This is a genomic window from Bdellovibrio bacteriovorus (assembly GCF_002208115.1).
GTDB classification, from domain to species: domain Bacteria; phylum Bdellovibrionota; class Bdellovibrionia; order Bdellovibrionales; family Bdellovibrionaceae; genus Bdellovibrio; species Bdellovibrio bacteriovorus_C.
The window spans coordinates 707,780-732,048 of sequence record NZ_CP020946.1 but is presented as its reverse complement, the minus strand read 5'-3'; the positions used below and the strand labels follow the sequence as shown (position 1 = coordinate 732,048).

The 24,269-nt window shown below is 50.9% G+C and carries 23 protein-coding genes; 11 read left to right on the top strand and 12 right to left on the bottom strand.

The features are described from left to right. Positions 1-110: 110 nt before the first annotated feature. Positions 111-1,322 carry a hypothetical protein gene (locus tag B9G79_RS03610; protein WP_088564339.1) on the bottom strand — a complete coding sequence of 404 codons (1,212 nt, stop codon included), beginning with the start codon at positions 1,320-1,322 and terminating at the stop codon, positions 111-113. Positions 1,323-1,506: 184 nt separating this feature from the next. Here B9G79_RS03610 and B9G79_RS03605 point away from each other — a divergent pair, with 184 nt between their 5' ends. Further along, positions 1,507-3,552: an ATP-binding protein gene (locus B9G79_RS03605; RefSeq protein WP_088564338.1), complete on the top strand. Its 2,046-nt coding sequence runs from the start codon at positions 1,507-1,509 to the stop codon at positions 3,550-3,552. Here the strand turns inward: B9G79_RS03605 and B9G79_RS03600 are convergent. After that, the gene (locus B9G79_RS03600) at positions 3,529-4,227 is read right to left on the bottom strand and encodes a LuxR C-terminal-related transcriptional regulator (protein ID WP_088564337.1); all 699 of its coding nucleotides are present in this window, start codon (positions 4,225-4,227) and stop codon (positions 3,529-3,531) included. The genes B9G79_RS03605 and B9G79_RS03600 overlap by 24 nt on opposite strands. Positions 4,228-4,406: 179 nt before the next feature. Between B9G79_RS03600 and B9G79_RS03595 the strand changes: the two genes are divergently transcribed. From B9G79_RS03595 to B9G79_RS03585, 3 genes are all read left to right on the top strand, one after another. Then, complete coding sequence (locus B9G79_RS03595) at positions 4,407-4,595, top strand: hypothetical protein (RefSeq protein ID WP_088564336.1); 189 nt, start codon at positions 4,407-4,409, stop codon at positions 4,593-4,595. A gap of 15 nt (positions 4,596-4,610) precedes the next feature. Then, positions 4,611-5,483 (top strand): hypothetical protein, encoded by an 873-nt coding sequence (locus B9G79_RS03590; protein WP_088564335.1) that lies wholly within the window; start codon positions 4,611-4,613, stop codon positions 5,481-5,483. A 191-nt stretch (positions 5,484-5,674) separates the two neighbouring features. Next, a complete protein-coding gene (locus tag B9G79_RS03585) occupies positions 5,675-6,007 on the top strand; it encodes a hypothetical protein (protein WP_088564334.1) in 333 nt (110 codons plus the stop codon). 38 nt (positions 6,008-6,045) lie between these two features. Here B9G79_RS03585 and B9G79_RS03580 read toward each other — a convergent pair whose 3' ends face one another. From B9G79_RS03580 to B9G79_RS03555, 6 genes are read right to left on the bottom strand one after another with little or no spacing between them, the layout of a single operon-like run. Continuing rightward, entirely contained in the window at positions 6,046-7,143 is a 1,098-nt protein-coding gene (locus B9G79_RS03580; protein WP_088564333.1) for a BtaA family protein, read from the bottom strand. Between the two features lie 12 nt (positions 7,144-7,155). Beyond that, the gene (locus B9G79_RS03575; RefSeq protein ID WP_088564332.1) at positions 7,156-8,223 is read right to left on the bottom strand and encodes a hypothetical protein; all 1,068 of its coding nucleotides are present in this window, start codon (positions 8,221-8,223) and stop codon (positions 7,156-7,158) included. Then, entirely contained in the window at positions 8,224-8,919 is a 696-nt protein-coding gene (locus B9G79_RS03570; protein ID WP_088564331.1) for an outer membrane lipoprotein-sorting protein, read from the bottom strand. Between the two features lie 9 nt (positions 8,920-8,928). After that, a complete protein-coding gene (locus B9G79_RS03565) occupies positions 8,929-11,058 on the bottom strand; it encodes a dehydrogenase (protein ID WP_088564330.1) in 2,130 nt (709 codons plus the stop codon). Then, complete coding sequence (locus B9G79_RS03560) at positions 11,033-12,052, bottom strand: SDR family oxidoreductase (protein WP_088564329.1); 1,020 nt, start codon at positions 12,050-12,052, stop codon at positions 11,033-11,035. The genes B9G79_RS03565 and B9G79_RS03560 overlap by 26 nt, the downstream gene beginning before the upstream one ends. Positions 12,053-12,070: 18 nt before the next feature. Continuing rightward, positions 12,071-13,030, bottom strand: coding sequence for a diacylglycerol/lipid kinase family protein (locus B9G79_RS03555; RefSeq protein ID WP_232469101.1), 960 nt, complete (start codon positions 13,028-13,030; stop codon positions 12,071-12,073). A gap of 281 nt (positions 13,031-13,311) precedes the next feature. Between B9G79_RS03555 and B9G79_RS18265 the strand changes: the two genes are divergently transcribed. From B9G79_RS18265 to B9G79_RS18255, 3 genes are read left to right on the top strand one after another with little or no spacing between them, the layout of a single operon-like run. After that, on the top strand, positions 13,312-14,013 hold the full coding sequence (locus tag B9G79_RS18265) for a hypothetical protein (protein WP_232469099.1): 702 nt from the start codon (positions 13,312-13,314) through the stop codon (positions 14,011-14,013). After that, the gene (locus tag B9G79_RS18260) at positions 13,940-14,791 is read left to right on the top strand and encodes a hypothetical protein (protein WP_232469097.1); all 852 of its coding nucleotides are present in this window, start codon (positions 13,940-13,942) and stop codon (positions 14,789-14,791) included. The genes B9G79_RS18265 and B9G79_RS18260 overlap by 74 nt, the downstream gene beginning before the upstream one ends. Then, complete coding sequence (locus tag B9G79_RS18255) at positions 14,758-15,042, top strand: hypothetical protein (RefSeq protein ID WP_232469095.1); 285 nt, start codon at positions 14,758-14,760, stop codon at positions 15,040-15,042. The genes B9G79_RS18260 and B9G79_RS18255 overlap by 34 nt, the downstream gene beginning before the upstream one ends. Before the next feature lie 32 nt (positions 15,043-15,074). Here B9G79_RS18255 and B9G79_RS03545 read toward each other — a convergent pair whose 3' ends face one another. Genes B9G79_RS03545 through B9G79_RS03530 form a run of 4 tightly spaced genes read right to left on the bottom strand, consistent with a single transcriptional unit; the run spans position 15,075 to position 18,270 of the window. Then, a complete protein-coding gene (locus tag B9G79_RS03545) occupies positions 15,075-16,283 on the bottom strand; it encodes an ABC transporter permease (RefSeq protein ID WP_088564327.1) in 1,209 nt (402 codons plus the stop codon). Then, entirely contained in the window at positions 16,283-16,978 is a 696-nt protein-coding gene (locus B9G79_RS03540) for an ABC transporter ATP-binding protein (RefSeq protein WP_088564326.1), read from the bottom strand. Before B9G79_RS03540 ends, B9G79_RS03545 begins: the two co-directional genes overlap by 1 nt. A gap of 18 nt (positions 16,979-16,996) precedes the next feature. Further along, positions 16,997-17,752: a hypothetical protein gene (locus B9G79_RS03535; RefSeq protein WP_088564325.1), complete on the bottom strand. Its 756-nt coding sequence runs from the start codon at positions 17,750-17,752 to the stop codon at positions 16,997-16,999. 2 nt (positions 17,753-17,754) lie between these two features. Next, on the bottom strand, positions 17,755-18,270 hold the full coding sequence (locus B9G79_RS03530) for a hypothetical protein (RefSeq protein ID WP_088564324.1): 516 nt from the start codon (positions 18,268-18,270) through the stop codon (positions 17,755-17,757). Between the two features lie 257 nt (positions 18,271-18,527). Here B9G79_RS03530 and B9G79_RS03520 point away from each other — a divergent pair, with 257 nt between their 5' ends. The 4 genes from B9G79_RS03520 to recN all read left to right on the top strand — a co-directional run bounded on the left by B9G79_RS03520 (position 18,528) and on the right by recN (position 24,266). Beyond that, complete coding sequence (locus B9G79_RS03520; RefSeq protein ID WP_088564322.1) at positions 18,528-19,112, top strand: hypothetical protein; 585 nt, start codon at positions 18,528-18,530, stop codon at positions 19,110-19,112. A 487-nt stretch (positions 19,113-19,599) separates the two neighbouring features. Further along, the gene (locus tag B9G79_RS03510; RefSeq protein WP_088566762.1) at positions 19,600-21,639 is read left to right on the top strand and encodes a M3 family metallopeptidase; all 2,040 of its coding nucleotides are present in this window, start codon (positions 19,600-19,602) and stop codon (positions 21,637-21,639) included. Next, complete coding sequence (locus B9G79_RS03505; RefSeq protein WP_088564320.1) at positions 21,639-22,550, top strand: NAD(+)/NADH kinase; 912 nt, start codon at positions 21,639-21,641, stop codon at positions 22,548-22,550. Before B9G79_RS03510 ends, B9G79_RS03505 begins: the two co-directional genes overlap by 1 nt. Positions 22,551-22,565: 15 nt before the next feature. Next, positions 22,566-24,266: a DNA repair protein RecN gene (recN, locus tag B9G79_RS03500; RefSeq protein ID WP_088564319.1), complete on the top strand. Its 1,701-nt coding sequence runs from the start codon at positions 22,566-22,568 to the stop codon at positions 24,264-24,266. The last annotated feature ends 3 nt before the right edge of the window (positions 24,267-24,269 follow it).

Genomic DNA, 24,269 nt, shown 5'->3' with positions numbered 1-24,269 from the left:
GCTTCAGCTTGCGCACCTGCCGGTGCTCCAGCACTGTTGGCTGCCGCCAATAAAAAAGGCTGCGAGAAATCTTGCAGCCTTCTGCTTTTTGGGGAAAGCAATTTGAGGGATTAAAGTTTCAAAGTTCCCAATTCAAACTGTTCAAGACCTTTAAAGATCATTTTCAGCTGGTCAGAGAACACTGTGGACTTGCGGGAATCAAGATCCACCGTCGTGCATGGAACTGCGCCAACAAGTTTCTTCAGAACTTTACATTTCACAGTGGTGGAGCAGCTGGTGTTGTTGCAGGCCACAGGTGTTCCGTTGAAGAAGCTCAAAGTCGGATTGGTCATGAATGCCTGAGTGTCGATGGCCTCAGAACAAGCTCTGCGGCGAACGCCGGATTTATCAGAAGGACACATCCAGTCTTTAACCGCATCAATAAGGTCTGCACGGGAAGACTGCAAAGTCAGAGGTTTCACCGTCGGCGTAAGCAACGTGAAGTGAATCGTCGCCTGAGGAATCAAAGCATCCACCGGAGAGAACACTTTATAGAAACCCAAACCACGGCTGAATGTACCAAAGGAATCAACATATGGGGAATTCACAGGCTTCAAGCGCAGACATTTTTTAGTCGTGCATTCCAGCGTCTGCTGGGTGATGCGGGACGTAGTGCCGATGCGAGTCAGGTTTTCTGGATAGTAGCCAACATCGTGATAGTACCAGTTGCCGTCAGTCATCATCTCTTGGAAGTCAGAGGACGCGAAAGAACCAAACACCGGACGACGCCACATTTTTGCCGCCGCCGGAGCCAAAAGCCAACCCGAGTTGCAGGAATGGAACACCACGAACGCATTCGGAGCCAGAACGCTGCCAAGTTGCGCGAATTCTGGGTCTTCGTGATCCAAACGGTCACGTTTGTCCTGAAGACGGAATCCGTTGTAAGTATTTGCGTGCCCATAGAACTGCAAAGAAGAAATCGGAGCATTCAAATACTGAAGAGCCAAGACCAAGCGCTCTTTACCCAGATCGTCGTTATCTGCCTTGCGGAAACCAAAGCCCGCGTTGGCCAGCATCGCACTTTCGGCTGATAGGGATTCATTCACCGCGCTGATGATCACGCGCTGTCTTTGTGGGAAACGATCACGGGAAACTTTTGCGCCAATGATCGCGGACTGAAGGAACTGTGTCCCCTGATCATTACCAAAACCGGCCACAAATACGTCTGTAGGAACGCCGGCACGAAGCTTTGCTGGTTCAGAAGCAATTAGATAGGCCGCACTTTTTTGCGCCCAGGAACCCGCCACAAAAGCCAGAGCTCCCACGAGAAGCTTGAATTTCATTTAGACCTCACAAGTTAAAAACAGAGGCCACGTTCTACCACAAACACGAGGTGATCTAAATATTGGGAATGCTTTTCCACGAAGGCAGTGAAAAGACTTCAGCTCACAGAATTTTATGTCAAATGTTTAGACAGTGTTGTTAAGATCGAAGGGTAAAATCACAAATTAAAAAGGACCGAAGCCCTTGTCGACATCAAAAACATCCTTCGTTCACAACCCTTCTTTGCGATTCCTGCTGATCGTTCTGATCTGCACGGCCTGCGCTCTGGCGGCCCTGCATCTGGCTCTGGAACAGCCTCGCAGCGCCCTGCCCCAGCAAGAAGGCATCACCGTTCAGACCCACCAAGGCCCCCTGATTCTGGAAAAGACAGACCTGATGCCCGAACCCGGCGACCTCAGTGTACACGCCGAGTTTCGCAGATTCCTGGAGCGACAGGAAATATTAAGTCAGAATGCTCCCAGTAAAGATCTGCGCACGCTGAGCGATGTTCCCTTGCTGTTCTGGATTCAGCTTATTGTGGGACTTGGCGCCTTTCTGATTTCGGGCTGGATCTGGGCCTTGCGCCCGCGTGATGCCGCAAGCACCTTTTTTGTGTTCAGTGGTTTTTCCACGTTCCTTTCCGCACTGCCTTCCGCGGTGTACACGTCCCGCTCTTGGGCCCTGCCGGCGGAAACATTCCACTGGCTGGTGCACCTGAATTCCTGGGGTGCGGCTTTGTTTGGCGTCAGCATGATTGCCTTGTTCCTGGTGTATCCGCACCGTCTGCCGCGCTGGAAGACTCTGGCATCCGTTCTGACCGTGATCTTCCTTGCCTGGGCCACGCTGCACTCGCTGCAACTGACAGCTCCATGGGCTCATCTCAGTGTTCTGATTCTGACCATGATGATCTGTATCCTGATCGCGATCGGGGCACAGTTCTTTGCCACTCGCGGGAAAGCACAGGAACGAGCTTCCCTGACCTGGCTGGGGCTTGCCGTACTAACCGGAGCGGGATCTTTTGTCGCCTTCAATTCCCTGCCATTGATTCTGGGGATGGAGCCACTGAATCAGGGCTATGCCTTTTTATTCTTCCTGATCATCTATCTGGGACTTGCCGCCGGGCTGACCCAGTATCGTCTGTTTGACGTGGGCAACTGGGCCTTTAAGTTCCTGTTCTATTCCCTGGGTGCCATGGGCCTAGTTCTGCTGGATGCCGGTTTGATCTATATGGTGGGTGTGGACCGCCTGCCAGCTTTGGGACTTGCCGTGCTGATTGTGGGTTTTGCCTATCTGCCACTGCGCGACTCGATTCAAAGATTCCTGCGCAAGCGGGAACTGACCACACCTTATGAATTTTTGCCCGAAGCCCTGAACGTGGTCTTTGCCCGCTCGGAACACGAACGAACCGAGAAGTGGCTGTCTTTGCTTAAAAAAGTATACAACCCGTTAGAGCTGCAGGTCGTTTCCGAGCAACCTGCCACGACTGAGATTCTGGACAGTGGTTTGACCCTGCTCATCCCCGCCGTTGCCGGGATGCCCGCCATCCGCCTTAAATATCCCGAGGCAGGACAGGGTTTATTCAGTCCAAGCCTGCGTGACTTTGCCACACAGATGTCCGCTTTGGTAAAACAGGCTGACTCCAGTCGTGAGTCCTATGACCGTGGCGTCAGCGAAGAACGCCAGCGTATGGCGCAGGATCTGCATGACGATCTTGGAGCCCGTCTGCTGTCAGCTATTTATAGTTCGGATGAACAGCATCGTCCTCTTTTCCAGTCTGCACTGGATGATGTTCGCGCCATCGTCAGCGAAATGTCGAAAGAGGAAATTTCGCTGGCAAGAGCTTTGGCCGAAACCCGTCACGAAGTGTCCCGCCGTCTGACTGAAGGCAAAGTCTATCTGGACTGGCCGCTGAATTATTCTGAAGACGCAGAAAAGATCCTGATCAGTTTTCACAAGCACAAGACGTTAAAATCATCATTGCGTGAAATCGTCAGCAACGTACTAAGGCATTCGCAAGCCAGCCATTTGCACATCGCCGTCGCTTTGGAATCACACCGTCTGCACATCACCGTGCATGACAATGGTGTCGGGATCGGGGCCGCAGCGCCTTCTTCACGCGAAGGCCACGGTCTGCAGAATATTAAACGGCGCTGGCAGGATGTAGGCGGGTCGTTTGACTATGAATCCGGAAGTTCTGGAACCCGGATCATTCTGCAAATGCCCCTGTCAGGAGTTGCGAACCAGTCCTAGGCGAATGGCTTCGAGAGTCGCCGAAGCCCGATTGGAAATGTGCAGCTTCTGATAGATGCTTTTCACATAACCGGCGACGGTCTGCGCACTCAGTTTCAAGTGCTGGGAAGCCTCTTGCACCGTGTGGCCGCGCGCGATCAATGTCAGCACTTCCACTTCCCGGGACGTCAGCACACTTTCCACGGGCGGTGTCGCAGGAGCTTCAAAACGGAAATGATTCAATAATCTATGAGCGATGGCCGGTGATAACGGCGGTTCCCCGGTGCTCAGGCGTGACAAAATTTCTTCCAAGCGGGCTGCTCCGTCGTCTTTCAAAACATACCCATAAGCCCCCGCCGCCAGGGCGCCGAACAAACGGGCATCATCGTCATAGATGGTCGCCACAATGCTGGGCGTGGCGGGTTCAGCAGCGTGCAGACTGCGGATCAGCTCGATGCCACTTCCGTCCGGCAAACCCAGATCTATGATGGCAAGACTTAGAGGTTGATCATTGCCGGTTTGCGAACGCCCCATCAGCCACTCTTCGGCCAGACGCAGATTCTCTACCGCCACGATTTGCAGTTCTGGAAACAATGATTTCAGAGTGTTCTGAAAAAACAACCGCGCCACTTTCTGATCTTCAACCAGAAGGCACAGCCCTTGAGCAGAAAACTTTTTATTCGCCGGCGTAGTCATTCCCCAAGTATAGACACCGGCGGCACAAACGCGCACCACAAAAGTCCGGCGTCAGATTACTTTTTTAATCCACGTCCAGTTTACACCACCCCTCCCCCTAAACAGGGGGCGGCACTGCGAATGTTGCATCTTACGATGATTCGCGTCTTCGCAAAAAACATTCAATTCCAGGAGGATGAATGAAAGATTTGTTTCGTTGTTTGATCACCGCAGGTTCAGCATTTGTGCTGGCGTCCTGTTCGAGCGCACCCAAGGCTTCAAAGAACCCGCAAGAAGAAGCCGCTCTGCAATCCCGCGCCCAAAAGGTGATCACCGCCGGTCAGACTGACAGCGCCAAAGCCGGGGGCTATGATGCGATTCCTTTCTAGCAGAACCGCGCGGCGGTGACCAAAAAATTTTTCAACCGCACTGTCGAGCCCGAGATTTTCTCCCGCTCAAAGAAAATGTACATCATGGACTTCAAAGTGAAGTTCGCGACACAATACCTGCTGGATGTCCAAGGTGGCTTGTCCTTCCTGGATAAAATGGCGGAACCGGCAAAAACCACGTACGGTCTGAACGAACGTCGCACATATGTGGGATACGTAGCTATCGACGATGCCATGGCCCAGAAAATCACGGATGAACTTCTTGCGGACTTCAAGAAGCGCATGACTGACCTCGGCTATGAATTGGTTCCGCGCGAAACAATCGCCTATGAAGATCTGAAAGAATATCTTTCCGGCGACAAGATGATCGCAAGCCCGCAAAACGGTGAAAACCACAATCGCGTCTTTGCACCCACAGGCTGGATGCTGGAAAAGTCCACCTTTGATGTTCCCGGTGTGACTGCGGGCTTTGGTGACAACCTGATCAAGCTGGGCGAGCAAGTCAGCCGCAAGCAGGATGAGGGTATCGCCGTGGCTCCAACCTATTTTGTGTCTTTCGACGTGGGCAATGACGGCAAGTTCATGCCTTATGTCAGCATGAAGGCAAGCTTCCAGACATCCCAGAAGTACACCTTTGGAGGATTCGATATGACCGAAAAGTCCATACAGGATGCGGTCCCATATCAGTTCACCCAAGCGCAAAAAGAAGTGAAAGAAAATAACTTCGGAAAAGCGGTTGCTGGTGTGACGGCTTTCCTGACTCAAAAAAGTCAGGAGTACAACACCGCAGAAATTCACGAAATCAAACCTGATGCCGTGACCTTTGAAACCCGCCTGATGGACGTGGCCACAAATCTGAACGACATCGCGGAAGAACACATCCGCTAGGGTCGCGACGACTAGATCTGTTTTTAAGGCCCGCTCGGAAACAGCGGGCCTTTTCTTTCCAGCCATTCTTGCCCAATTCGGGCCCCTGTCTTGATTGTCGACACTCCATACACCACCAAATTGGCCTAATAGCCTCTGAAAAAGGCATAATTCTGGCACCTGTCCCCGTGTGGTTTAAAAATGGAGATTATATGAAAATTCTGAAATCGATCATCCTGGTAGCTTTGAGTCTTTCCGCCGTAAACGCCTCTGCCTATGGCCTGGAATGCACGACCCAGTCCCATATTATGGACTTTTTGACTTTGGACCGCGATGGCGGCGAAGAAACCATCACCGTAAACTATCTAAGCGAGCAAAAAGAGCGCTTCCTGGTGATCAAGCACACCAACGATCACATTGTCGCTGTTAAAGGCCAAGTGAGCGAATCCAACCCAAATAAAGTGGAATTACTGTTGGATGCTTCCGGCAACGGCCAAATGGCCCTGTACGGAAAAGTAGCCGACGTCAGCTGCAGCGAAAAATAAGCCAAAAAAAAGGGAACCAAGTGGTTCCCTTTCTAATTCTAAGATTTTCTGAAAATGTGGAACTGGTACACTCCTGTTCCATCTTTATTTTGGGCCCAGACGTTCTTGTCGCCCAGCTCTTCCCACCCCTTCAGATCAATCGCCGTTGGCGCACGCATGAATGAACGAATCACCATCTGGGTGCCGGCTTTGCTGTCTGTGTTCAGTCTTTGCAAAATCTGATTGGCATCACGCTGTTCAAGATAAGAAATCGTGTCAGATAAAGAGATAAAGTCATATGCATACTTTGGCAGCTCTTCCAGCAGATTGCCATGCAAATAGCGCACTTCCGTTTTTGATTTCTTCACTGCCGCGACTACGTGTTCGTGCGCTTCCAAAGGAAGGCCTTCTTCATAAGCAATGCGGCCCAGGAAAAGGATCTGCATGAAATAGTTCTTACGCACCAGTTGGGTGCGGAAGATACGGTCAAATTCTTCCATGATAAACTGCCACGGGGCCCGCTGCTCAGTTTTGTGATCGGCACGACCACTGAAGTGGCCTTTGTACAGATACTTGTTAAATACAAATTCACTGGCAGCTACACGGATGAAACTGTTCCAGCGGATTTTCGGCCAGTGCTTTTCATAAAGATCGATCTGCTCGGACAAGGTTTGTGCGGCAAAGACCTTGCTGAAATCACACTGCAAGACATCACGGAACAAATAACCCAGCTTCTGGAAATGGGATTCCCAGCGGCCCAACAGAATAAATCCACGCGGCTTCCAGCCTTCCACGCGATCTTGCCAATAACTGGTGGCGGCGGCGGACAAAGTCAAACGCTTGAACAGCTCTTCACGGCTGTCGCCTTCGTCATGGCCGCCCTGCAAAGCCCCACGATAGCCCATCAGGAACAGGTATTCTTCATAGGTCAAAGTCTTCATCGCCTGCAGGCGCAGCTCGCACAGATAAAGCTGACTGACCGACATATCGATAACATCCAGATATTTCGGATTCTTTGCAATCAGTGGCAGGCAGCGAGCGCCGGAACCGGCAATGCTGAACACACGGTTCGCGCCCTCGGGCAGCAAATCAAATTCAATGCGCGTGTCTTCGTTGGACAGGGTGTAGTTTAAATCAGAGAAGTATTCTTTTGCCATTGCTGACTCCCGTTAAAAAGGCAAACTGCCGGTAAATTCCAAACGCAAACCGACGACATAACCGCCGGTGATTTCTTCATACATATCGTAAAGCCCGCCGTCTTTCCCCTGATAGCTCTGGGCAAAGACAGTGGAAGTAAAATAATCCGTCCAGTTATAACCATAACTGGCATTCACAAAAAGATCCTTGGTCGTGTCGTTCTGATAAAGCTGGAAGAACACGTCATGACGGTTCGGATTCCACTGCGCACTGACGTAATAAGACACTTGAGTCTGCGTCCCCGTCAGTGTGTTGACCTCATAAGCGGTCACCTGCGGCAGCACCACCCAGTTCCCCAGGAACAGATCCATCCCGACCGTGCCAAAGCTGCGATCACTTTTGATCGTGTCGGGCAAGGTGGTGTCATCCACATAGCCGTATTCAAACTTGGGAACTGCGGTTTCAAAGGCATAGTTGGCGGTAAAGCCATGGTGATTGCGATTCAGAATCTGCGCTGACACCAGGGACAAGCCAAAGCCTTTGACGTCCATCTTCAGACGGCCACCAAAACTGGTGTTTTTTTCTTCAACCGGCTCCGGTGCCGGAATTGGATACGTGGACTCGGCAACATCCCCGATTCCGACCAGATCCAAGGACCACGTTTCACGGGCATAGGAAAAGGAAGCCCCGGTTGGATGAGTCAGCTGATCCTGGAACGGATCAAAAAACAATCTTGCCCACCGACGTCCCGACCACACGTCCAAAGACGGCAGGGACCACATTTCACTCCAGCGAATGGCCTGACGGCCCACCCGCACATAGAATGAGTCCAGCTTGAACTCCAGATAGGCTTCCTGCAGATAACCTTTTGAAGGAGAACGGCGGATATAGGCTTGATCTTCATTGCCCTCAAAGTCGCCAAAGCCTTCAATAAAAACTCCGAAAGGCCCCAGATTGCTGTTCAGTTTGCCTTTCAGAATCAGGCGGTTGGCCAGCTCGTCTTCCTGACCACGGATATACTCATAGCGAGGCGCAAACACCAGGTCTGCCCTCGCCCAAGGAGTCATCATCAGAAGTGTCAGAAGAACCAGAAATCTCACTTATTTCATGCTCTCCATATTGCGGACCGTGAAGAAGGAGTCACTGAAGTCCTTCTTGTCCATGGAAAGAATACGGATGTAGCTGATTTGTTTGTTAGTGTCTTCGATCTTCAAAGTCGTCGGACGGACGGCGCCCGAGATGCTCTTATAGTCTTCAAAGCTTGCGCGCTTCAGGACCGTTTTACCATTCAAACCCAGATATTCCGCACGCAACGGAGCAAAGGTCCCTTTCTTAAGCCACAGGCGAACCCACGCATAAGTCAGATTGTCTTTATTGCCCTTCAAAAGCAGTTGAACTTCGTTGGCGTTTTCGCTTTCTTTGGTCACATCATAGTCACCATACCAGCGGGTGCGGGAAATATCCCCGTTCGCCACCTGACCGGAAAGCTTTTGCGCCAAAGAAAGACGCATGGAACGCTTCAGATTCGGAACATACGCGTTGAAATCACGATCCAGCATCAGCATGTTGCGACCCTTGTCACGGGCAGGTTCTTTGGTGACGATCAGGGTTTTATCCTGACCTTTCAAATAAACCTGGAACACCGAGGTGTTTTCAGACGTTTCAACCTTGATTTTCATTTCATAGGATTCAGCAGGATTGCGGATATTGTCCGCCTTTTTCACCCATTCCGCGGGATTTTCCGCCAGGGCATGCAAAGAGAATAACAAGCTGCTGATCGCCAAAAGTGTCTTCATGACATCTCCTTATTTTTTTCTTTTAGACAAAGCCAGTTCCCGGGTCAGTTCGATTTCCTTATCCGTGATAATTCCGGTGTGCCCCTGAATCGCCGCCAGCTTGACCCCATGGCGTTTCGCCATCTGATAGATCTGCTTTACTTTGTGCCATTCGATATCGCGCCCCATGGTGAAGGGCTCATACTGACCTTCCAAAGTCAGCAGCGCCGTTTCAGCCAGACACGCATACACAGTGTTTCCCGGAAGACCCATGTCAAAGTTCATTTCCACCGGTCCCGGCAAAACCACCTCGCCGGATTCAATGATCAAAACATCCGGACGCTGTTTGGCATCTTCGATATCAAAATCCAGCGGACGCGAGCAATCACACACCACCGCGCCCGGTTTTAAGCGCATCACATCCACGATCTTGTGATCAAATGCCGAAGTCGCCGTCACCAGCACATCGGCATCCGCCGCCAGCTCGTTGGCGTCCGTGGTGATAATCACTTCACAGTTCGGCGACATCTGCTGGATTTCCTGGCGCAGTTCTTCCAAACGGTTCAGGCGTGGAGCCACCAGACACAGACGCTTAAAGATCATCGATAACAGTTTCGCTGAAACTTTACCAATAGAGCCCGTCGCCCCGATCACCATCGCCATGCCATCGACATAGCCGGTGTCGGTGTCCTGCTTTAACAGGCGCATCTTCTGAACCACATCGGCCAAAGCCCACAACGTCGCCGAGGCACTGAGACTGTTTCCGGTGGTGACTGGAATCGGACTGTTCTGATTGATCGTGATCCCCTGATCGCCCACGATTTTCGTGTAAGCACCAAGGCCGATCATCTTCGCCCCGCGATTGGCGGCATCATAACAGATACTTTCAATCTTGCGATAAATCACTTCCGGGTCCGAGTTCTTAAGAACCTTGGGTGTGGCTGGCAAGGCATAGATGATCCCGTTGATTTCCTTGCCATTGCTTTCGCTGATGATGTGCTTGATATGACCGTAAACAAACGGCGGCGCTTTCGCGGCCATTCGGTCAAACGGATCATTCCAGGTCTTTGGCATATGCTTCAGCACACCCAGTCCCGGCACATGCATAAAGTCATTGTGAGAAAGCGCATGAATCACAAAGGCAAAATCCGGTTCAGGCTGGCTGAACACTTTGTTTCGAACCGCATTAAACCCTTGAGAGATCTTTGTCTGCGTAGACGAATTACGAGTCATCACGTATTTACGTGCGACCTGACGGATTTCGACGTCTTCAGTGATCAACTGCTCCCACTCTTCAATGGACAAAGCGGCGGTGCGTTTGTGAGACAGGCGCAGCATCGCATCCAGAACCGAATAGTTCATATACGGATGCACCCGGTAGTTTTCCGGGAACAGATTGATGATACTGCGTGGGGAATATTTCTTGGCTTCTTCCTCCATTGCCGGATGCGAGGACCAGATCACCAGATCCTTACCGCGCACAAAATCCGTCGCCTGATCAAACAAAAGCAGCATCGGCAGATCACAGAAAACGTACTGCACGTTTTCAACCTGGGCTGCCAAAGAAGACCGACTGATTTTCTGCATCTTGGTCTGCGCCAGAGGAGTATTGCGTTTCATGTCCTTGATGTTGGCGACATTCAAAGCCAGCTTTGAAAGCGTCATCAGGCCCGGGAACGGCTGAATCATCCACGGCAGACCCAAAAGTGAATAAGCATCGCCGATATAGACAGATTTGCGATAACGGTGACGGATGTACTCTTCAAGCTCCGTGCAAAGCACGGCAGTCGGGAAGAAGGTTCCCCGTTCAGGCTGAATGACCCCGGACTCGATGTGCTTGACCAGAGAATTGATATTGGCCATTTCACGCAAACCCGTCCCGTCACACAAAGGCACCGGGGAAGGTGTGGCCATGATTTCCAGATACTGGCGGTGAACGTAGCTTTTCTGATCGAGTTTGATCACCGGCGGCAGACTGGTCAAGGCAAACGCGTCGACCTGATTGCGCAGGGTTTCGATCAGTCTGACGACTGCATCGACAGAAAAATTGGCACTAAAGCGCTGAACCTCATAGTGGTCCCCGGCAAAGTCAAATTCATAGGCGGCATCCCAGTGGGGGCGTCCGAAACTGATCTCAGCGATTCGATACGTACGCTTCATAGCCGCTCCAGAATTTTTGTTCGTATTGGAAGAATTCAGGACACCATGTTTCGCCCAGAATTTCGCGCGTGCTGGTGGTGTCGTAGATCGGGAAGTTCATCAGGTAATGCAACTCTTCTTCCGGGAAGCGCGCGATAAAACTGGAAAGCTTCAGCACCAGCGCTTCAGAGATCTTGTCGACCAGGACCACTCCTTTATGCGGAATGGCCTGCGATTTTAAAGCAGAAAGATAAAGATCCCGCACCGCCAAACCCTGATTCGGGGTTACATGGAAACTGTGATAGCCCTGAGGTTTGGTCAGCACCGCCCATTCACAGAACTTCACAATGGCTTCCGCACACTTGTCGACCGGAACCAATGGCAAACGAGTTTTGTCGTTCCCAGGAAGCGGCAAAGATGTCGGAATGGATTCAACCACCGAGCGTATTTTATTAAATGCCTCTGCCGCATGATAAGGGCCATCAATGCGCTCGATGCTGCCGGTTTTCGTGTCCCCGACCAAAACCCCCAAACGCAGATTGATGCGGCCTGTGGTGTGAACCGTCGGCCAGTTTTGCAGGACCTGTTCACCATGAGCTTTGGATTCGGAATAAGCATCCGGGAACGTCTTTTGAAAATTCAGATCGTTGGGTTTTACCACGGTCAAAGAAGAATTGATGCCCGCGGCCACAGTGCTGGTGTTGACGAAGAAAGGGATTTCCAAAGCCTCGGCGACTTTCAAAGCGGTGCCCATGGCCGAGATATTGTGCTGGTAACAATCCACTTTCGGAGCAGTCAGTTCATACAGCCCCGCCATGTGCAGAAACAGTGCGTACTTCTTTTTGCGTAAGGCATCCAGATCCAGGCCTGCATTCCACTGACAAAGGTCGCCCTGGACTTCAGTCTTGCCCGAACGAGACAACACGTCCACCTCGAATTTTTCGCGAAGCAAAGGAATGACCCGTTTCCCCAGGAAGCCGGTGCCTCCGGTAACGAGAATGCGTGGTTTGGTCACGATGACCTCCGAATAGAACTATTGTCGGACCATGACTGGCAGTCCGTGATGCAGGCAACGAACTGTGATTTCCTGAACATCTCTGAGAAGGATCTCGCCATCCCCAAAGAAAGTCAAAGCACGCTCGGGATTCTGGCTCTTTAGTCTGAACTCTTTCAGCTCGAAAGACTTAAAGACCGGAGATTTCTCGACGGAACCGCGACGGAGGTGGTATGCCGCCAAAGTGTGCCCAGGAATACTGTTGGTTTCAGAAAGAAGCAGGTTCACCGTACCGTCTGTATTGGAGGTAAACGGCGCCGGGACAAAACTGGAGCCGATCTTTTGCTGATTATTGATCAGAACGATCGGAGACGACGTTTCAACATTCACTTTTCCAGGAATTTCAATTTCCAGACCCCAGCCTTCAGGATTCCAGGTGCGAATCGCTTCGGCGGTCATCATGGAATAAACACTCGGCCCCATTTTTTTGACCGCGTGATAACTTTTCTGTGCAAGGAAACGATAAGCCTTTGCCGACTTCGGACAATTCGCCAAGGTCTGCAAGTGAGAACGGAATTTATTAGCCAGTTCGGCCGCTTTGGCCGGAAGTCCCAGACCTCCGTTGGTCAGCATGTAAGCGACTTGTTCACCCGAGCTGACTTCAATCACGTCGATGTTTTTCACAACACCTTCAAAGATATTGCGAACAGCGGTATCAATTCTGGTGGATACACCAATTTCATGAGCCAAATCGTTGGCGGTACCGGAACGAACAATGGCAATCGGAGGAATCTGCGCGCCGTTTTGATATTTCATGATGGCCTGAATCGCCACGTTGATAGTGCCGTCACCACCGCAGATAATAAAGTAGTCCGTTTTCTTCGCTTGCTCTTCCTGAACAAAGTCAAACATCTCTGTCATCGTCGAAGGACGACAGAAACGCAGATCGCAGCGGAAAAGCGCTTCACGCACTTTCGCCTCGATCAACTCTGCGTTCACAGAGCCTGCTTTGGAATTAACAAGGACGGACACTCTCATAATTTTTAAATCTCCGAAAGTACCTTATAGCAAACCCCATACCGAACATGTCTCGCTTTGAGAACCTATTCATTGGATTTGAGCCTTTAAAAGAGGCCCGAAAACGTCACTTTGGCACCGTTGACCAATATCTGTTCACTTTGAGACAACAGGCCTCTCACATCTCCGGCTACGACATTTCCTCTCTGTAATCCAAAACACGACGTAATAACCTCGTAAACGGCACGTAGAAGGTACCGAATATGTTCAAGCAATTTTCAACCACACTGACACTTCTTGCCCTTGTCTTGACAACATCGGCTTGTACTATGAGCTTGGATCGCTTTGGCGAAATCGTTTCGCCATCCACTGGCGGAGATGATCAAACTCCAACTGTGACCGTGATCAAAGGAAGTTTCCCTCTGGGACAACCCGCTTTCAACCTTAGGAACAAGTCATTTTTGAGTGCGGCACCGGGGAACAAGTTTGTCTCTGCTTCCATGTTTGAACATCAGATCTATGTCTTTACTGCTGAAGGAAAGCAATTGAGAAGCATCAACCTCCCTGCGGCCTCAAAATGGCCGGCCGGCGACATCGGCTGCTTGGGCGTGGACTCAACGGGCTTGATTTATGTTGGTCTTATCGAAAGAGACAGTGGTGGTGTCGCGGTTCGTGAATACATTCAAACATACAATCTTGAAGGAGTTTCCCAGGGTGTGTTTAAGGAGTTTGTTCAGGAAGGCGGCACGTTCCCGTCGGCTCAGGACATTGCCTTTGATTCTTCTGACAACGTGTATCTGGCTTTGAATTATTTCTACCAGATTCGCAAATACCACAAAACCACAGGTGCACAAATGGCGGCTTACGGTGCCGGCACCTCCGGCAACGCTGATGGCGAATTCTGGGGCAACACCAAATTCACCCTTGATTCTGCCGGCAACGGTTGCATCAAGCAACGTGGGTGACCTGGCCCTGTTATCCAGTGGCAACTTCCTGATCAGTCAAAGTGACAGCAATGGTTATCTGATTTCATTTGATCCGAGCGGAGCTTTGCTCTATCTGACTGATGGAAGCGCCGGAGCCACACAGTTCACGAGCAGCCCCGTTGTCTTTGCAGAAGCTGGAAATGAAGTCTATGTCATGAACAGCTCCACAACCCGAGTTTACAACAAAACCACAGGAGCTCTGGCCCGCAAATATGATCCCACCTTATCGAATGCATTTGGAGTAGCCCGGGATTCTCTGGGCAACACTTATGTTAGCGACTCCGGAGGAATCAAGCGCTTTGACACCACCGGATTCAATGATCTGTCCTTTGCTGCTGGCGCTATGATGTACGATATCGACATCGACAGCCAGGGCATTATTTATGGCTCTAACTTGGCCAACGGAAAAATCATGAAGTTCAATCCGGATGGAACGTCGGCGGGCGAAATCACACCGACGGGAACAACGTTCTTCATCGACATCGTCCACGACAAGGACCTTGGTATTGACGTGATTTACCAAACAGATGCCACCAACGGCCTGATCAGAAAACTAAACACATCGGGGGTTGAACTTGGCACTATTGGCGCAGGCATTCTTATTTCACCAATCAGTGTAGCCGCGACGGCCGACGGCGGAGTCGTCGTTTCAGATGCAGTCAGCACAAATCCTGGTGCCCCCTTCCGGGCTCTGGTAAAAATCAATCCGGACAACACCCTGGCTTGGGAAATCTGCCAAGCACGGAAGGCAATATAGGCACGATCTTCGGCATCGCCATCGACAAAGACGGCAGCATTTTAACCGCAGATGCGGCGGGAAATAAAATCGTCCGCTTCTCTGCGGATGGAGCCCATCTGGCCACCTATGGTCAGGCCGGGGCCGCGGCGGGCGAGTTTGCAATGCCTATAGACATCATGGTCGACGCTGGCAGCAACTTCTATGTTTCCGAAGCCGGTAACAGCCGGGTGCAGAAATTCAACGCTGCCGGAGTGGTGCAGACAGAATAAAAAAAGCGGCTTAACAGCCGCTTTTTTTCGTTTTATGTGGAACGCAGAAGTTCCGGGATTGATTTCTTCAGAAGCTTTCGCACCGGCCACAAACTTGCCACCACTGTCGCGATCATCGGCAACAGCAGCGCCTGCAGATAGTGGCTGGGCTGAATATCCAGGAATACAAAGAACTGACGGGTGATCCCCGGAGCCGGTGGCATCGGAATCCCCTGGCGAAGCAGGGTCGCATCCACTACAACCGCAATACAAATACCCAGGAAACCGCCCAAAATGCCAAGCAAACTGTTTTCGATCATCAGGATCTTAAACAGACGGCTGCGCTTTTCACCATTAGCACGAAGAGCGCCCATCTCGCCCGCTCTTTCCAGCAAGCCTGTGGAGATCACATTAAAGATCCCCATCGCCACAATCACCAGAATGATGGATCGGATGAAGGAGAACTGCGCATTCAGGAAGTCCACCGAGTTCTGATAGTAGTTCTTGTCCAGAATCTCAAAGGGCACCGCCTCCAAAGACGGATTGGCTTTGCGCAAATCCGCATCCACCGACGGCCAAGCTTCCACACCCTTTGTTGCCAACGAGAACATCTCAACACGAGTGGTATCAAGCAGCGCCTGCGCCTGCTTCAGATCGACACGATAGAAGGAATCATCGATGACTTTCTTTCCGGTAAAGAAGATCCCGGCCACGGTCAGGTCCGCCCCATTTAGTTGACCATTCACAGTCTGGGTCAGCAAAGTCACCACATCCCCGGTTTTCGCGTCGATGCTTTCCGCCAGACCTTTGCCAAGAATGATTTGATCCTGTCCTTGCAAGTCGTGGCCTTCGATGAAGTTCATTTCCGTGAAGAACTTGTTTTCACGCTCTGGAATCACCCCTTCGCCTTTACCACCCAAGGTGATGCCGCCCTTGACGATAAAAGAATAAAACGACACGCGCGGGAAGACTTCCGTCACAGATGCAGAACTGCGGATCTGCTTTTCGATTTCATCGGCATTTTCAAACCACAGCTTCCACGGGGTTTCGTGAACTTTGCCGAAATAGTTCTGCGGGAACACCTGACCATAACCGTAGTATCCATGAATGACGTTTTCGCGGTACTGGTTCATCACGCCGGTGTTAAAGCCCTGATAAATCAACAAGCCTGCAGCCCCCAAAGCCACCGTACAAAGGCTGGCCCAGGTGCGACGAGGATTTCTGAACAGATTGCGCCAGGAGATTTTCAACAGTTCCAACATTATTCAGCCTCCTGGTTTTTCGTGTTGTCGATCATGCCGTCTTTCATGCGGTACACGGATTTGGCGAAACTCACCAGATGTGAATCGTGAGTCGAGAAAATGAAGCTGGTGTTTTCAGATTTCTGAAGTTCTTTGAAGGCGTTGATGGTTTTTTCCGCCGTCACCGAATCCAGATTCGCCGTCGGCTCATCGGCCAGCACCACGGCAGGTTTTTTTGCAATCGCGCGGGCAATGGCCACACGCTGACGTTGACCACCGGAAAGCTCCAGCGGCTTTTTCTTGGCGTGATCGGCAAGTCCCAACAAATCCAGCGTTTCCATCGCCACCTTCTGGGCATTGGCGTGGTTGTAACCCAGCGAAGGCAGGAAATAAGAGGTATTTTCAAGCACTGTCAAAGTGGGTATCAAATAAAAGGACTGAAAGATGAATCCAACCTTGTGCAGGCGCACGTTTTCTTTTTCAGATTCAGGAAGATGAGTGACGTCTTCACCCGCAAACTCAAGGTGTCCATTGCTGGGGGTATCAATCAGACCCAGAAGATTCAGCAACGTGGTTTTTCCGGTTCCGCTCGGGCCTACGATACAGGTGAAACAGCCTTTTTCCAGTTCCAGATCAATGCCTTTCAAAACCGGCACTTGCTTGCCGTTCCAAAGGTATGAATATTCCAGGCCCTTAAGACGATACAGAGCACTCATGTTGCTGACTCCTTGAAGTTAAAGATAGAAGCGGAAGCCGATGGCGATAAAGGCGCCGGACAAATTCAGATCACGCTGTTCGCCTGCGGCTGTGGTGACTTTGTCGCCGCTGTTCACCGGACCTTTGAAAGTGGTGACAGACTTGGTGTACTCCAGATTGTCGATATTCAGTTGACGATACCCCATTTCCACAACAATGGTGGTGGTGTCAGTCAAAAGTCCCTCGTAGCCCAAAGAGGCATTCAGCAAAGTGGCAGACCCTTTGGCTTCCACATCATGATTGGAAACACCCGGAAAAGCAGTCTGCCCGTCTGTTGTCAGCGTGTAGCTGTTTTTCATGGTCACACTGGCAGCACCCACACCCAAAGCCACAAAGGACCGCGAGCGTGCATTGCTTTGCAGATTGAATTCAACCCCCAGCTTTGGGGCATAACCCAGAATCTGGCTGTCTGCGGTGTACAGCTCTGTTTCAGAGGCGTTGGTCGCAGAAGAGCCTTCGATGGCGCTGGGTCTGATGATCTCAAGACCGAAACGCAGACTCATGTACTGACGCGTATACAGGAAACCAAACTCGCCACTGTAATTGTAGCCGGCTCCCCCACTGTAGCTCAGCCCGGTGGCTTCGCCATCGAAGGCGCCGGTGCCGATAGTGGAAGGTCCCGCCGACACGTCAAAATAGGCGGCGAAGGTTTCATTGTTGATATTAAAAACACGGGCCTGCGCCGAAGTTGCAGAAATCAGCAGTGCCGCGAAAAGAAGTCCCCGCACGATCACGACTACTCCGCGATCAGGTCAATAACGACCTTGCTGGTGCTTTTCTTGCCGGCGACCTGATAGACACGAACTTTGGTGTTCTTTTTCAGATCCAGGGTCAGGTTCAAAGAACTGTCGACGGGATCCAGACTCATGTTGGTTTTCACCACGGCCAAAGAACCTTTCAGACGGTCATTCAAACGCTTTTGATCGATGTTGGCATTCGGCATCTGGGCAAAGTCCACCACCAGACGCTGAGGATTTTTCTTCAGCTCTGCATAGTAATAGCCCGGCCAGCCACGCAGCATGCCGCCGTTGATATCACCGACATCAATCACGATGCGCTCAACTTTTTTACCTGCATCTGCAGTACGGCGAACATCCATCAAAGTGAAACCGGTTCCGGCAAGACCACCGAAGCTGACGCCTTCACCAGAAAGAATTTTGGAAGCAGCAGGTTTTGCTTTTTGCTTAGAAATTGCGCCTTGAGCAGGCAACGCCAATAGAGCGGCCAATACACATCCAATGTACTTCTTCATGATCGACTCCCTTCGAACATATCCTTAAGCCTAAAGGGGAACTCCCCATCTGCCAACCCCCAAAATCCCCAAATTTCCCACCCTCGCCGCCATCTCATATCGGGAACCTTTCGCGGCGCAAGGTGACGCTTTTTGGCCCCGAAATTGTAAAAACCCGCCCTGAAATCGAATATAAGGCTCCTGAATAAAAACTCATAAGGCACAGAACTTGGAGTCCTAGGCATTGTTGAAAGATTTTTTAACCTTGGGAGTGCTTTATGAAAAAGCTCATAACTATGGTTCTGACGGTATTTGCGTTGGCAGCCTGCCAACCGGATAACAATGGTGGAAACAACACCGTGACCAATCCCGGTCAGATCGCGACCACACCGTTGCAGCTAAACTGCATCAACGGAACTTCGTATTGTAATAACACCGCTTATTACAACTATTCGGGTTTCATCCCTTATCCGGGCCTGTACAATTATGCCTACAACTATTCGACTATCTTTGCTCAGCAAGGGTTCTGTGGTTGCCCGAATGGCTATCTGCCAACTTACAACGGCACATTTGGTTTGGGCTGCGTTCAGCAACAACTGATCATGCCTTACTGGAATGACTATTTCTTCTGGTCTTACGGATACGGCTGGGGCTTCGGCTACATGTCCATTCCGTCAGCTCCGCAGATGACGATCAATCATCCGCAGTACTCCAATATTCCAACGAATTCTAACAGCTTCTCCAGCTGCTCTCAGACCCTCACTCAGAGCTGCGTTTTGAGCCAAGGGAACACTTGCGGTGTCGGGGCGACATGCCGTCAAGTTCTGTCCGGTTCGAATCTTGGAGTTTGTGTTAAAAACTAGAGAGGCGCGGCACTTCTCGACCGTTTTAACGGACTAATATGCCGCATCATACGCCCCCTTTGGAATAACCACCAAAGGGGGCTTTCCATTTTTACCCGAAGTGAATTTTAGAAGGCGGCCTTGGGGAGAGGGGGGAAGGCTTTCTTGGGGCACGGGCTCCTGCCCTCTGCCGGCACTCGCTTCGCGACCATCCCTGGGCCGGAGGCCCCAATAAAGCCTTCCCCCCTCTCCCCAATGCCTCTTTCCCGGCTTGTTCGGGTAAAAAACTTGAAAGTCCCCTTTGGTGCTCATTCCTGCATTATTCACAGTCCTCACAGTTTGGGCTGTGGGTGGTCTTCGTCGAGGTTTGGGAGCTAAAAAGTACTGTCGTTTGACCCGTCTGGTGGCGTCGGGTTGAGTCATTTTTTTATCCGGGTTTTTCGCTTTATTTCGCAGGGGTTTCATGGAAGAAAAGAAGGGTGTTTTTACTCTATCCATGGAGGTTCCTATGAATACGACTAATCCTCTTTTGCAACCCTTCAAAAACAAAGATCAGGCAGTGCCTTTTGATTTGATCAAAGTTGAGCACTATGTGCCGGCGGTTGAAGAAGCCATCAAGATGGCTAAAGAAAATGTGGCTAAGATCAAGGCCAATCCGGCGGCTCCGGATTTTGAGAATACCATTGTGGCTTTGGAAGCGGCCAGCGTTCATGCGGATCAGATTTCCACGATCTATTCAAACCTGGAAGTGGCTCATGCGGATGAAGCGCTTCAGGCTTTGGCTAAAGATATTTATCCGATGCTGACGGCTTTAAGTTCTGACATCTCTTTGGATGCTGAGATCTTTGCGCGTGTGAAAGCTGTTTATGACAAGCGTGAATCCTTGAACCTGAATCTGGAACAAACTCGCCTGCTGGAAAAAACTTACCTGTCTTTCACTCGCAACGGAGCTTTGCTGAATGCGGCGGACAAGGAAGTTCTTCGTCAGATCGATCAGGAGCTTTCTGTTCTTGGTCCGAAATTCTCTGAGAACGTTTTGAAAGCGACCAATTCTTTCGAAATGCTTTTGGATAAAAAAGAAGATGTTGAGGGTTTGCCTGAGGGCACACTGGAAGGTGCGGCGGCTTTGGCGAAATCCAAAGGTCACGACGGCAAGTGGATGTTCAATCTGCAGATCCCTTCTTACCTTCCGTTCATGACTTACGCAAAAAACCGTGCGCTTCGTGAGAAAATGTGGAGAGCGTTTTCTTCCAAGGCCTTCAAAGGTGAGTTCGACAATCAGGCCAACGTTCTGAAAATTGTTGAGCTTCGTGACAAGCGCGCGAAAGTTTTGAAATTCACCACGCATGCTGACTTCGTCTTGGCCGAGCGTATGGCGAAAAATCCAAAAACTGTTATGGACTTCCTGAACAAACTTCTGGCGGCCTCCAAGAACGCGGGCCTGAAAGACGTTCAGGAACTGACAGAGTTCGCGAACAAGCTGGATGGTCTGAAAGAGATCAAACCTTGGGACGTGGCTTATTACTCTGAAAAACTGAAAGAAGAGCGTTACGCGTTCAACGAAGAGGACCTGCGCCCTTACTTCAAACTTGAAAACGTGGTTGAAGGTGTGTTCGCACACGCGAAGAAACTTTACGGCCTGACTTTCAAAGAAAACAAAGAAATCCCGGTCTATCACCCGGAAGTGAAAGCTTACGAGATCTATGAAGATGCTTCTGGCAAATACATGGGTCTGTTCTATACGGACTACTTCCCGCGCGAGACCAAAAAAGGCGGCGCTTGGATGACCCAGTTCCGTTCACAGGGTCTGATCGACGGCGAAATGAAACGCCCACACGTCAGCATCGTGTGCAACTTCACGCAGCCGACTCCGACCAAGCCGTCACTTTTGACTTATGACGAAGTTCGCACGCTGTTCCACGAGTTCGGCCACGCTTTGCACGGCATGCTGTCTGAGTGCACGTATCCTTCATTGAGCGGTACCAATGTCTATTGGGACTTCGTGGAGCTTCCTTCCCAGATCATGGAAAACTGGGTGGGTGAAAAAGAGGGCTTGGACATCTTTGCCCGTCACTACGAAACCAACGAACCAATGCCGGCGGAGCTGATCGAGAAATTGAAACGCTCCCAGAAGTTCCAGGCGGGTTACATGTCCTGCCGTCAGTTGCAGTTCGGTCTGATGGACATGGCATGGCACTCAACCGATCCGGGCACGATCAAGGATGTGGACGCGTTTGAAGAGCTGGCAACGGCCGAAACCCGTCTGTTCCCGAAAGTGGATGGCGCGAATTCTTCTTGCAGCTTCGGCCACATCTTTGCTGGCGGTTATTCTGCAGGTTATTACTCATACAAATGGGCCGAGGTTCTGGATGCGGATGCCTTTGAGTACTTCAAGGAAAAAGGCCTGTTCAATCAGGAAGTGGCCAAGAAGTTCAAAGACAACGTTCTGAGCCGTGGTGGCACCGAGCACCCGATGGATTTGTACAAGAAATTCCGCGGTCGTGAGCCGGATCCAAACGCTCTTTTGCGTCGTGATGGACTGATTTAATGAAGAAAAGTTCGATGGACAAAGAACACAAACAGAGCAAGCTGGTTTTGAAAGAAAACGGCAGCATTGGTTTGGTCTATCGCCTGGAGACTGCGCAAGCGGTCTCTTTGGCTAAAAAGGTCGCGGAGTTTTTGAAAGAACGCGGCTTTGACGTCTTTACCTGCCCGGACCAGAAAGTGGTAGCGGGCACAAAGGCGGCGAAAACCAAAAAGCACATGGACGATCTGAAACTGGTGATCGTTCTGGGCGGTGACGGGACTTACCTGCGCGCCGTGCGCCTGCTGGAAGGTCGCAGTGTTCCTATTCTGGGCTTTAACATGGGCTCTTTGGGGTTCCTGACGGCTCACAGTGCGGATTCCTGCTTTGATATCATCGAAAAAACTCTGGAAGGGAAAATGGTTCAGCGTCCGCGCTCCATGATCTATTCCAAAATTCTGCGCAAAGGAAAGGTTCGAGCCGAGTACCATGCGCTGAACGACATGGTGATTGAAAGGGGCTCGATGTCCCAATTGATCAACACGGCGATTTATTCTGAAAAATTCCTGGTAAGTCAGGTGAAGGCCGATGGTTTCATCGTGGCCAGCCCTTCGGGCTCCACGGCGTACAATCTGGCAGCGGGCGGCCCGATCTGCCATCCCGAGTCCCCGGTGTTTGTGGTGACTCCGGTGGCGCCGCACAGCCTGACTTCCCGTCCGTTGTTGTTCCCGGATGACCGGGAGCTTTCTTTCCGTCTGGAGGGTAAAACCCAGAAGGCCCACTTCATCGTGGACGGACAGAAGATGACGGAACTGACGGCCGATGACGAAGTCATCATCAGCCGTTCTTGTTATGACCACTGGATGGTTCGTGAAGCCAATCACAACTATTTCCATTTGCTGCGCGAGAAACTGAAATTCGGCGATCGAAACTGAGCTTAAGGAAAGATTATGTTACTTGAGTTGAAAGTGTCCAATTTTGCGATTATCGAAAACCTTCATGTCTCTTTCAAAGAGGGACTGAACATCATGAGCGGTGAAACCGGCGCCGGTAAATCCGTTCTGCTGAAAAGTCTTTCCCTGTTGATGGGGGGCAAAGGTTCCAGCGACACCATTCGCACAGGCGCCACCCAGGCGACCATCGAGGGTTCATTTGATATTTCCTCCCGCCCCGATATTCAAAAAATGCTGCACGATATGGGCATTGAAGCCGACGAGCACACCCTGATCGTTCGTCGCGTGCTCAGTTCTGGTGACAAATCCAAAGTGTACCTGAACGGCAGCCTGAGCACCCTGAACAGCCTGCGTGACATCGTGGCCCCGATGGTGGAACTGGCAGGCCATTCCGCACCGCTGATTGAAATGACCGGTCAGCACGAAAACCGCAACCTGATGTCCAAGCACTATCATCTGGATCTTTTGGATCAGTACGCAGGCACCTGGGACAAACGTTTGTTGTTCACGGAAAAATTCAACCGCTATCACGCGATTTTTGCTGAAATCAAAAAACTTGAAAGCGATGCCAAACAAAAGGCCCAACGTCTGGATTTTTTGACTTATCAGCGTGATGAAATCGCCAATCTGGATCTTTCCCCCGGCGAGGACCACGAACTGGAAGTCGAAGTCAAAAAACTGAAAAATTCAAATCGTATTGGTGCATTTGTGGATCAGGCGGAATCAGCCCTGTACACGGATGATGATTCTGCGATCAGCCGCCTGAATGCGATCCTGAAAAAAGGCCTTGAGATTTCCAACGTCGACCCGCAGATTGCGGCGAAACTTGAAAACCTGGAACAGGCCAAGACTTTGATTGATGAAAGCATCTATGACCTGCGCCAGTACGCAAACAAGATCGATGCGGACCCTCAACGTCTGGAAGAAGCCGAAAGCCGCCTGAGCGATCTGCGCAAGCTGCAGAAAAAATACGGCGCCACGGTCGATGACATCCTGAAGGCTTTGATGGAGATGGAAATTGAAATCTCCAACCTGCAAAACTCTGAAAGCCGCGTGGAATCTTTGAAAAAAGAAGCTTCTGTAATTTTGAAAGAGCTTGAAACCCTGGGTGCGGATCTGCACAAACGCCGTCAAAAAGGAGCCGAGCTTCTGGCCGACAGCGTGAACGCAGAACTGCTGGATCTGAACATGAAAGGCGTGACCTTCCATGTGATGACTGAAAAACTGCAGGAACTGGCGTCCACAGGTCTAAGTGATGTGGAATTCCTAAGTCAGACCTCTGCCAAGGACGCAAAACGCCCACTGGCGAAGTTTGCTTCGGGTGGTGAGTTGAGCCGTATTCTTTTGTCATTGAAGCGCGTGGTGGGCTCCAGCAATCAGCCGCGCACGTATCTGTTTGATGAAGTGGATACCGGCGTGTCTGGCGAAACGGCGGAAAAAGTCGGTCGCAAGCTGCGCACGATTGCCAAAGGACAACAGGTTGTCTGCGTGACTCACCTTCCACAGGTGGCAGCGTTCGGAGATATTCACTTCTTTATCCAGAAGTCTCCGCAAAAAGATTCTGTCAATATGGTCGTGTCAGAACTCAAACAAAAGGATCGTGTTCAGGAAATCGCCCGTCTTATCAGCGGTGAAAAGATCTCCAAAACATCCCTGGCCCACGCCGAGCAACTCTTGGCAGACGCCAAACAAAACTAGCTG

Coding starts and splice junctions, on each gene's coding strand:
- B9G79_RS03510 (WP_088566762.1), top strand. CDS start 19,600: ATGAATACGACTAATCCTCTTTTGCAACCCTTCAAAAACAAAGATCAG.
- B9G79_RS03570 (WP_088564331.1), bottom strand. CDS start 8,919: ATGAAGACACTTTTGGCGATCAGCAGCTTGTTATTCTCTTTGCATGCC.
- B9G79_RS03595 (WP_088564336.1), top strand. CDS start 4,407: ATGAAAGATTTGTTTCGTTGTTTGATCACCGCAGGTTCAGCATTTGTG.
- B9G79_RS03600 (WP_088564337.1), bottom strand. CDS start 4,227: ATGACTACGCCGGCGAATAAAAAGTTTTCTGCTCAAGGGCTGTGCCTT.
- B9G79_RS03585 (WP_088564334.1), top strand. CDS start 5,675: ATGAAAATTCTGAAATCGATCATCCTGGTAGCTTTGAGTCTTTCCGCC.
- B9G79_RS18265 (WP_232469099.1), top strand. CDS start 13,312: ATGTTCAAGCAATTTTCAACCACACTGACACTTCTTGCCCTTGTCTTG.
- B9G79_RS03610 (WP_088564339.1), bottom strand. CDS start 1,322: ATGAAATTCAAGCTTCTCGTGGGAGCTCTGGCTTTTGTGGCGGGTTCC.
- B9G79_RS03520 (WP_088564322.1), top strand. CDS start 18,528: ATGAAAAAGCTCATAACTATGGTTCTGACGGTATTTGCGTTGGCAGCC.
- B9G79_RS03505 (WP_088564320.1), top strand. CDS start 21,639: ATGAAGAAAAGTTCGATGGACAAAGAACACAAACAGAGCAAGCTGGTT.
- B9G79_RS18260 (WP_232469097.1), top strand. CDS start 13,940: ATGGCGAATTCTGGGGCAACACCAAATTCACCCTTGATTCTGCCGGCA.
- recN (WP_088564319.1), top strand. CDS start 22,566: ATGTTACTTGAGTTGAAAGTGTCCAATTTTGCGATTATCGAAAACCTT.
- B9G79_RS03540 (WP_088564326.1), bottom strand. CDS start 16,978: ATGAGTGCTCTGTATCGTCTTAAGGGCCTGGAATATTCATACCTTTGG.
- B9G79_RS03545 (WP_088564327.1), bottom strand. CDS start 16,283: ATGTTGGAACTGTTGAAAATCTCCTGGCGCAATCTGTTCAGAAATCCT.
- B9G79_RS03580 (WP_088564333.1), bottom strand. CDS start 7,143: ATGGCAAAAGAATACTTCTCTGATTTAAACTACACCCTGTCCAACGAA.
- B9G79_RS03565 (WP_088564330.1), bottom strand. CDS start 11,058: ATGAAGCGTACGTATCGAATCGCTGAGATCAGTTTCGGACGCCCCCAC.
- B9G79_RS03530 (WP_088564324.1), bottom strand. CDS start 18,270: ATGAAGAAGTACATTGGATGTGTATTGGCCGCTCTATTGGCGTTGCCT.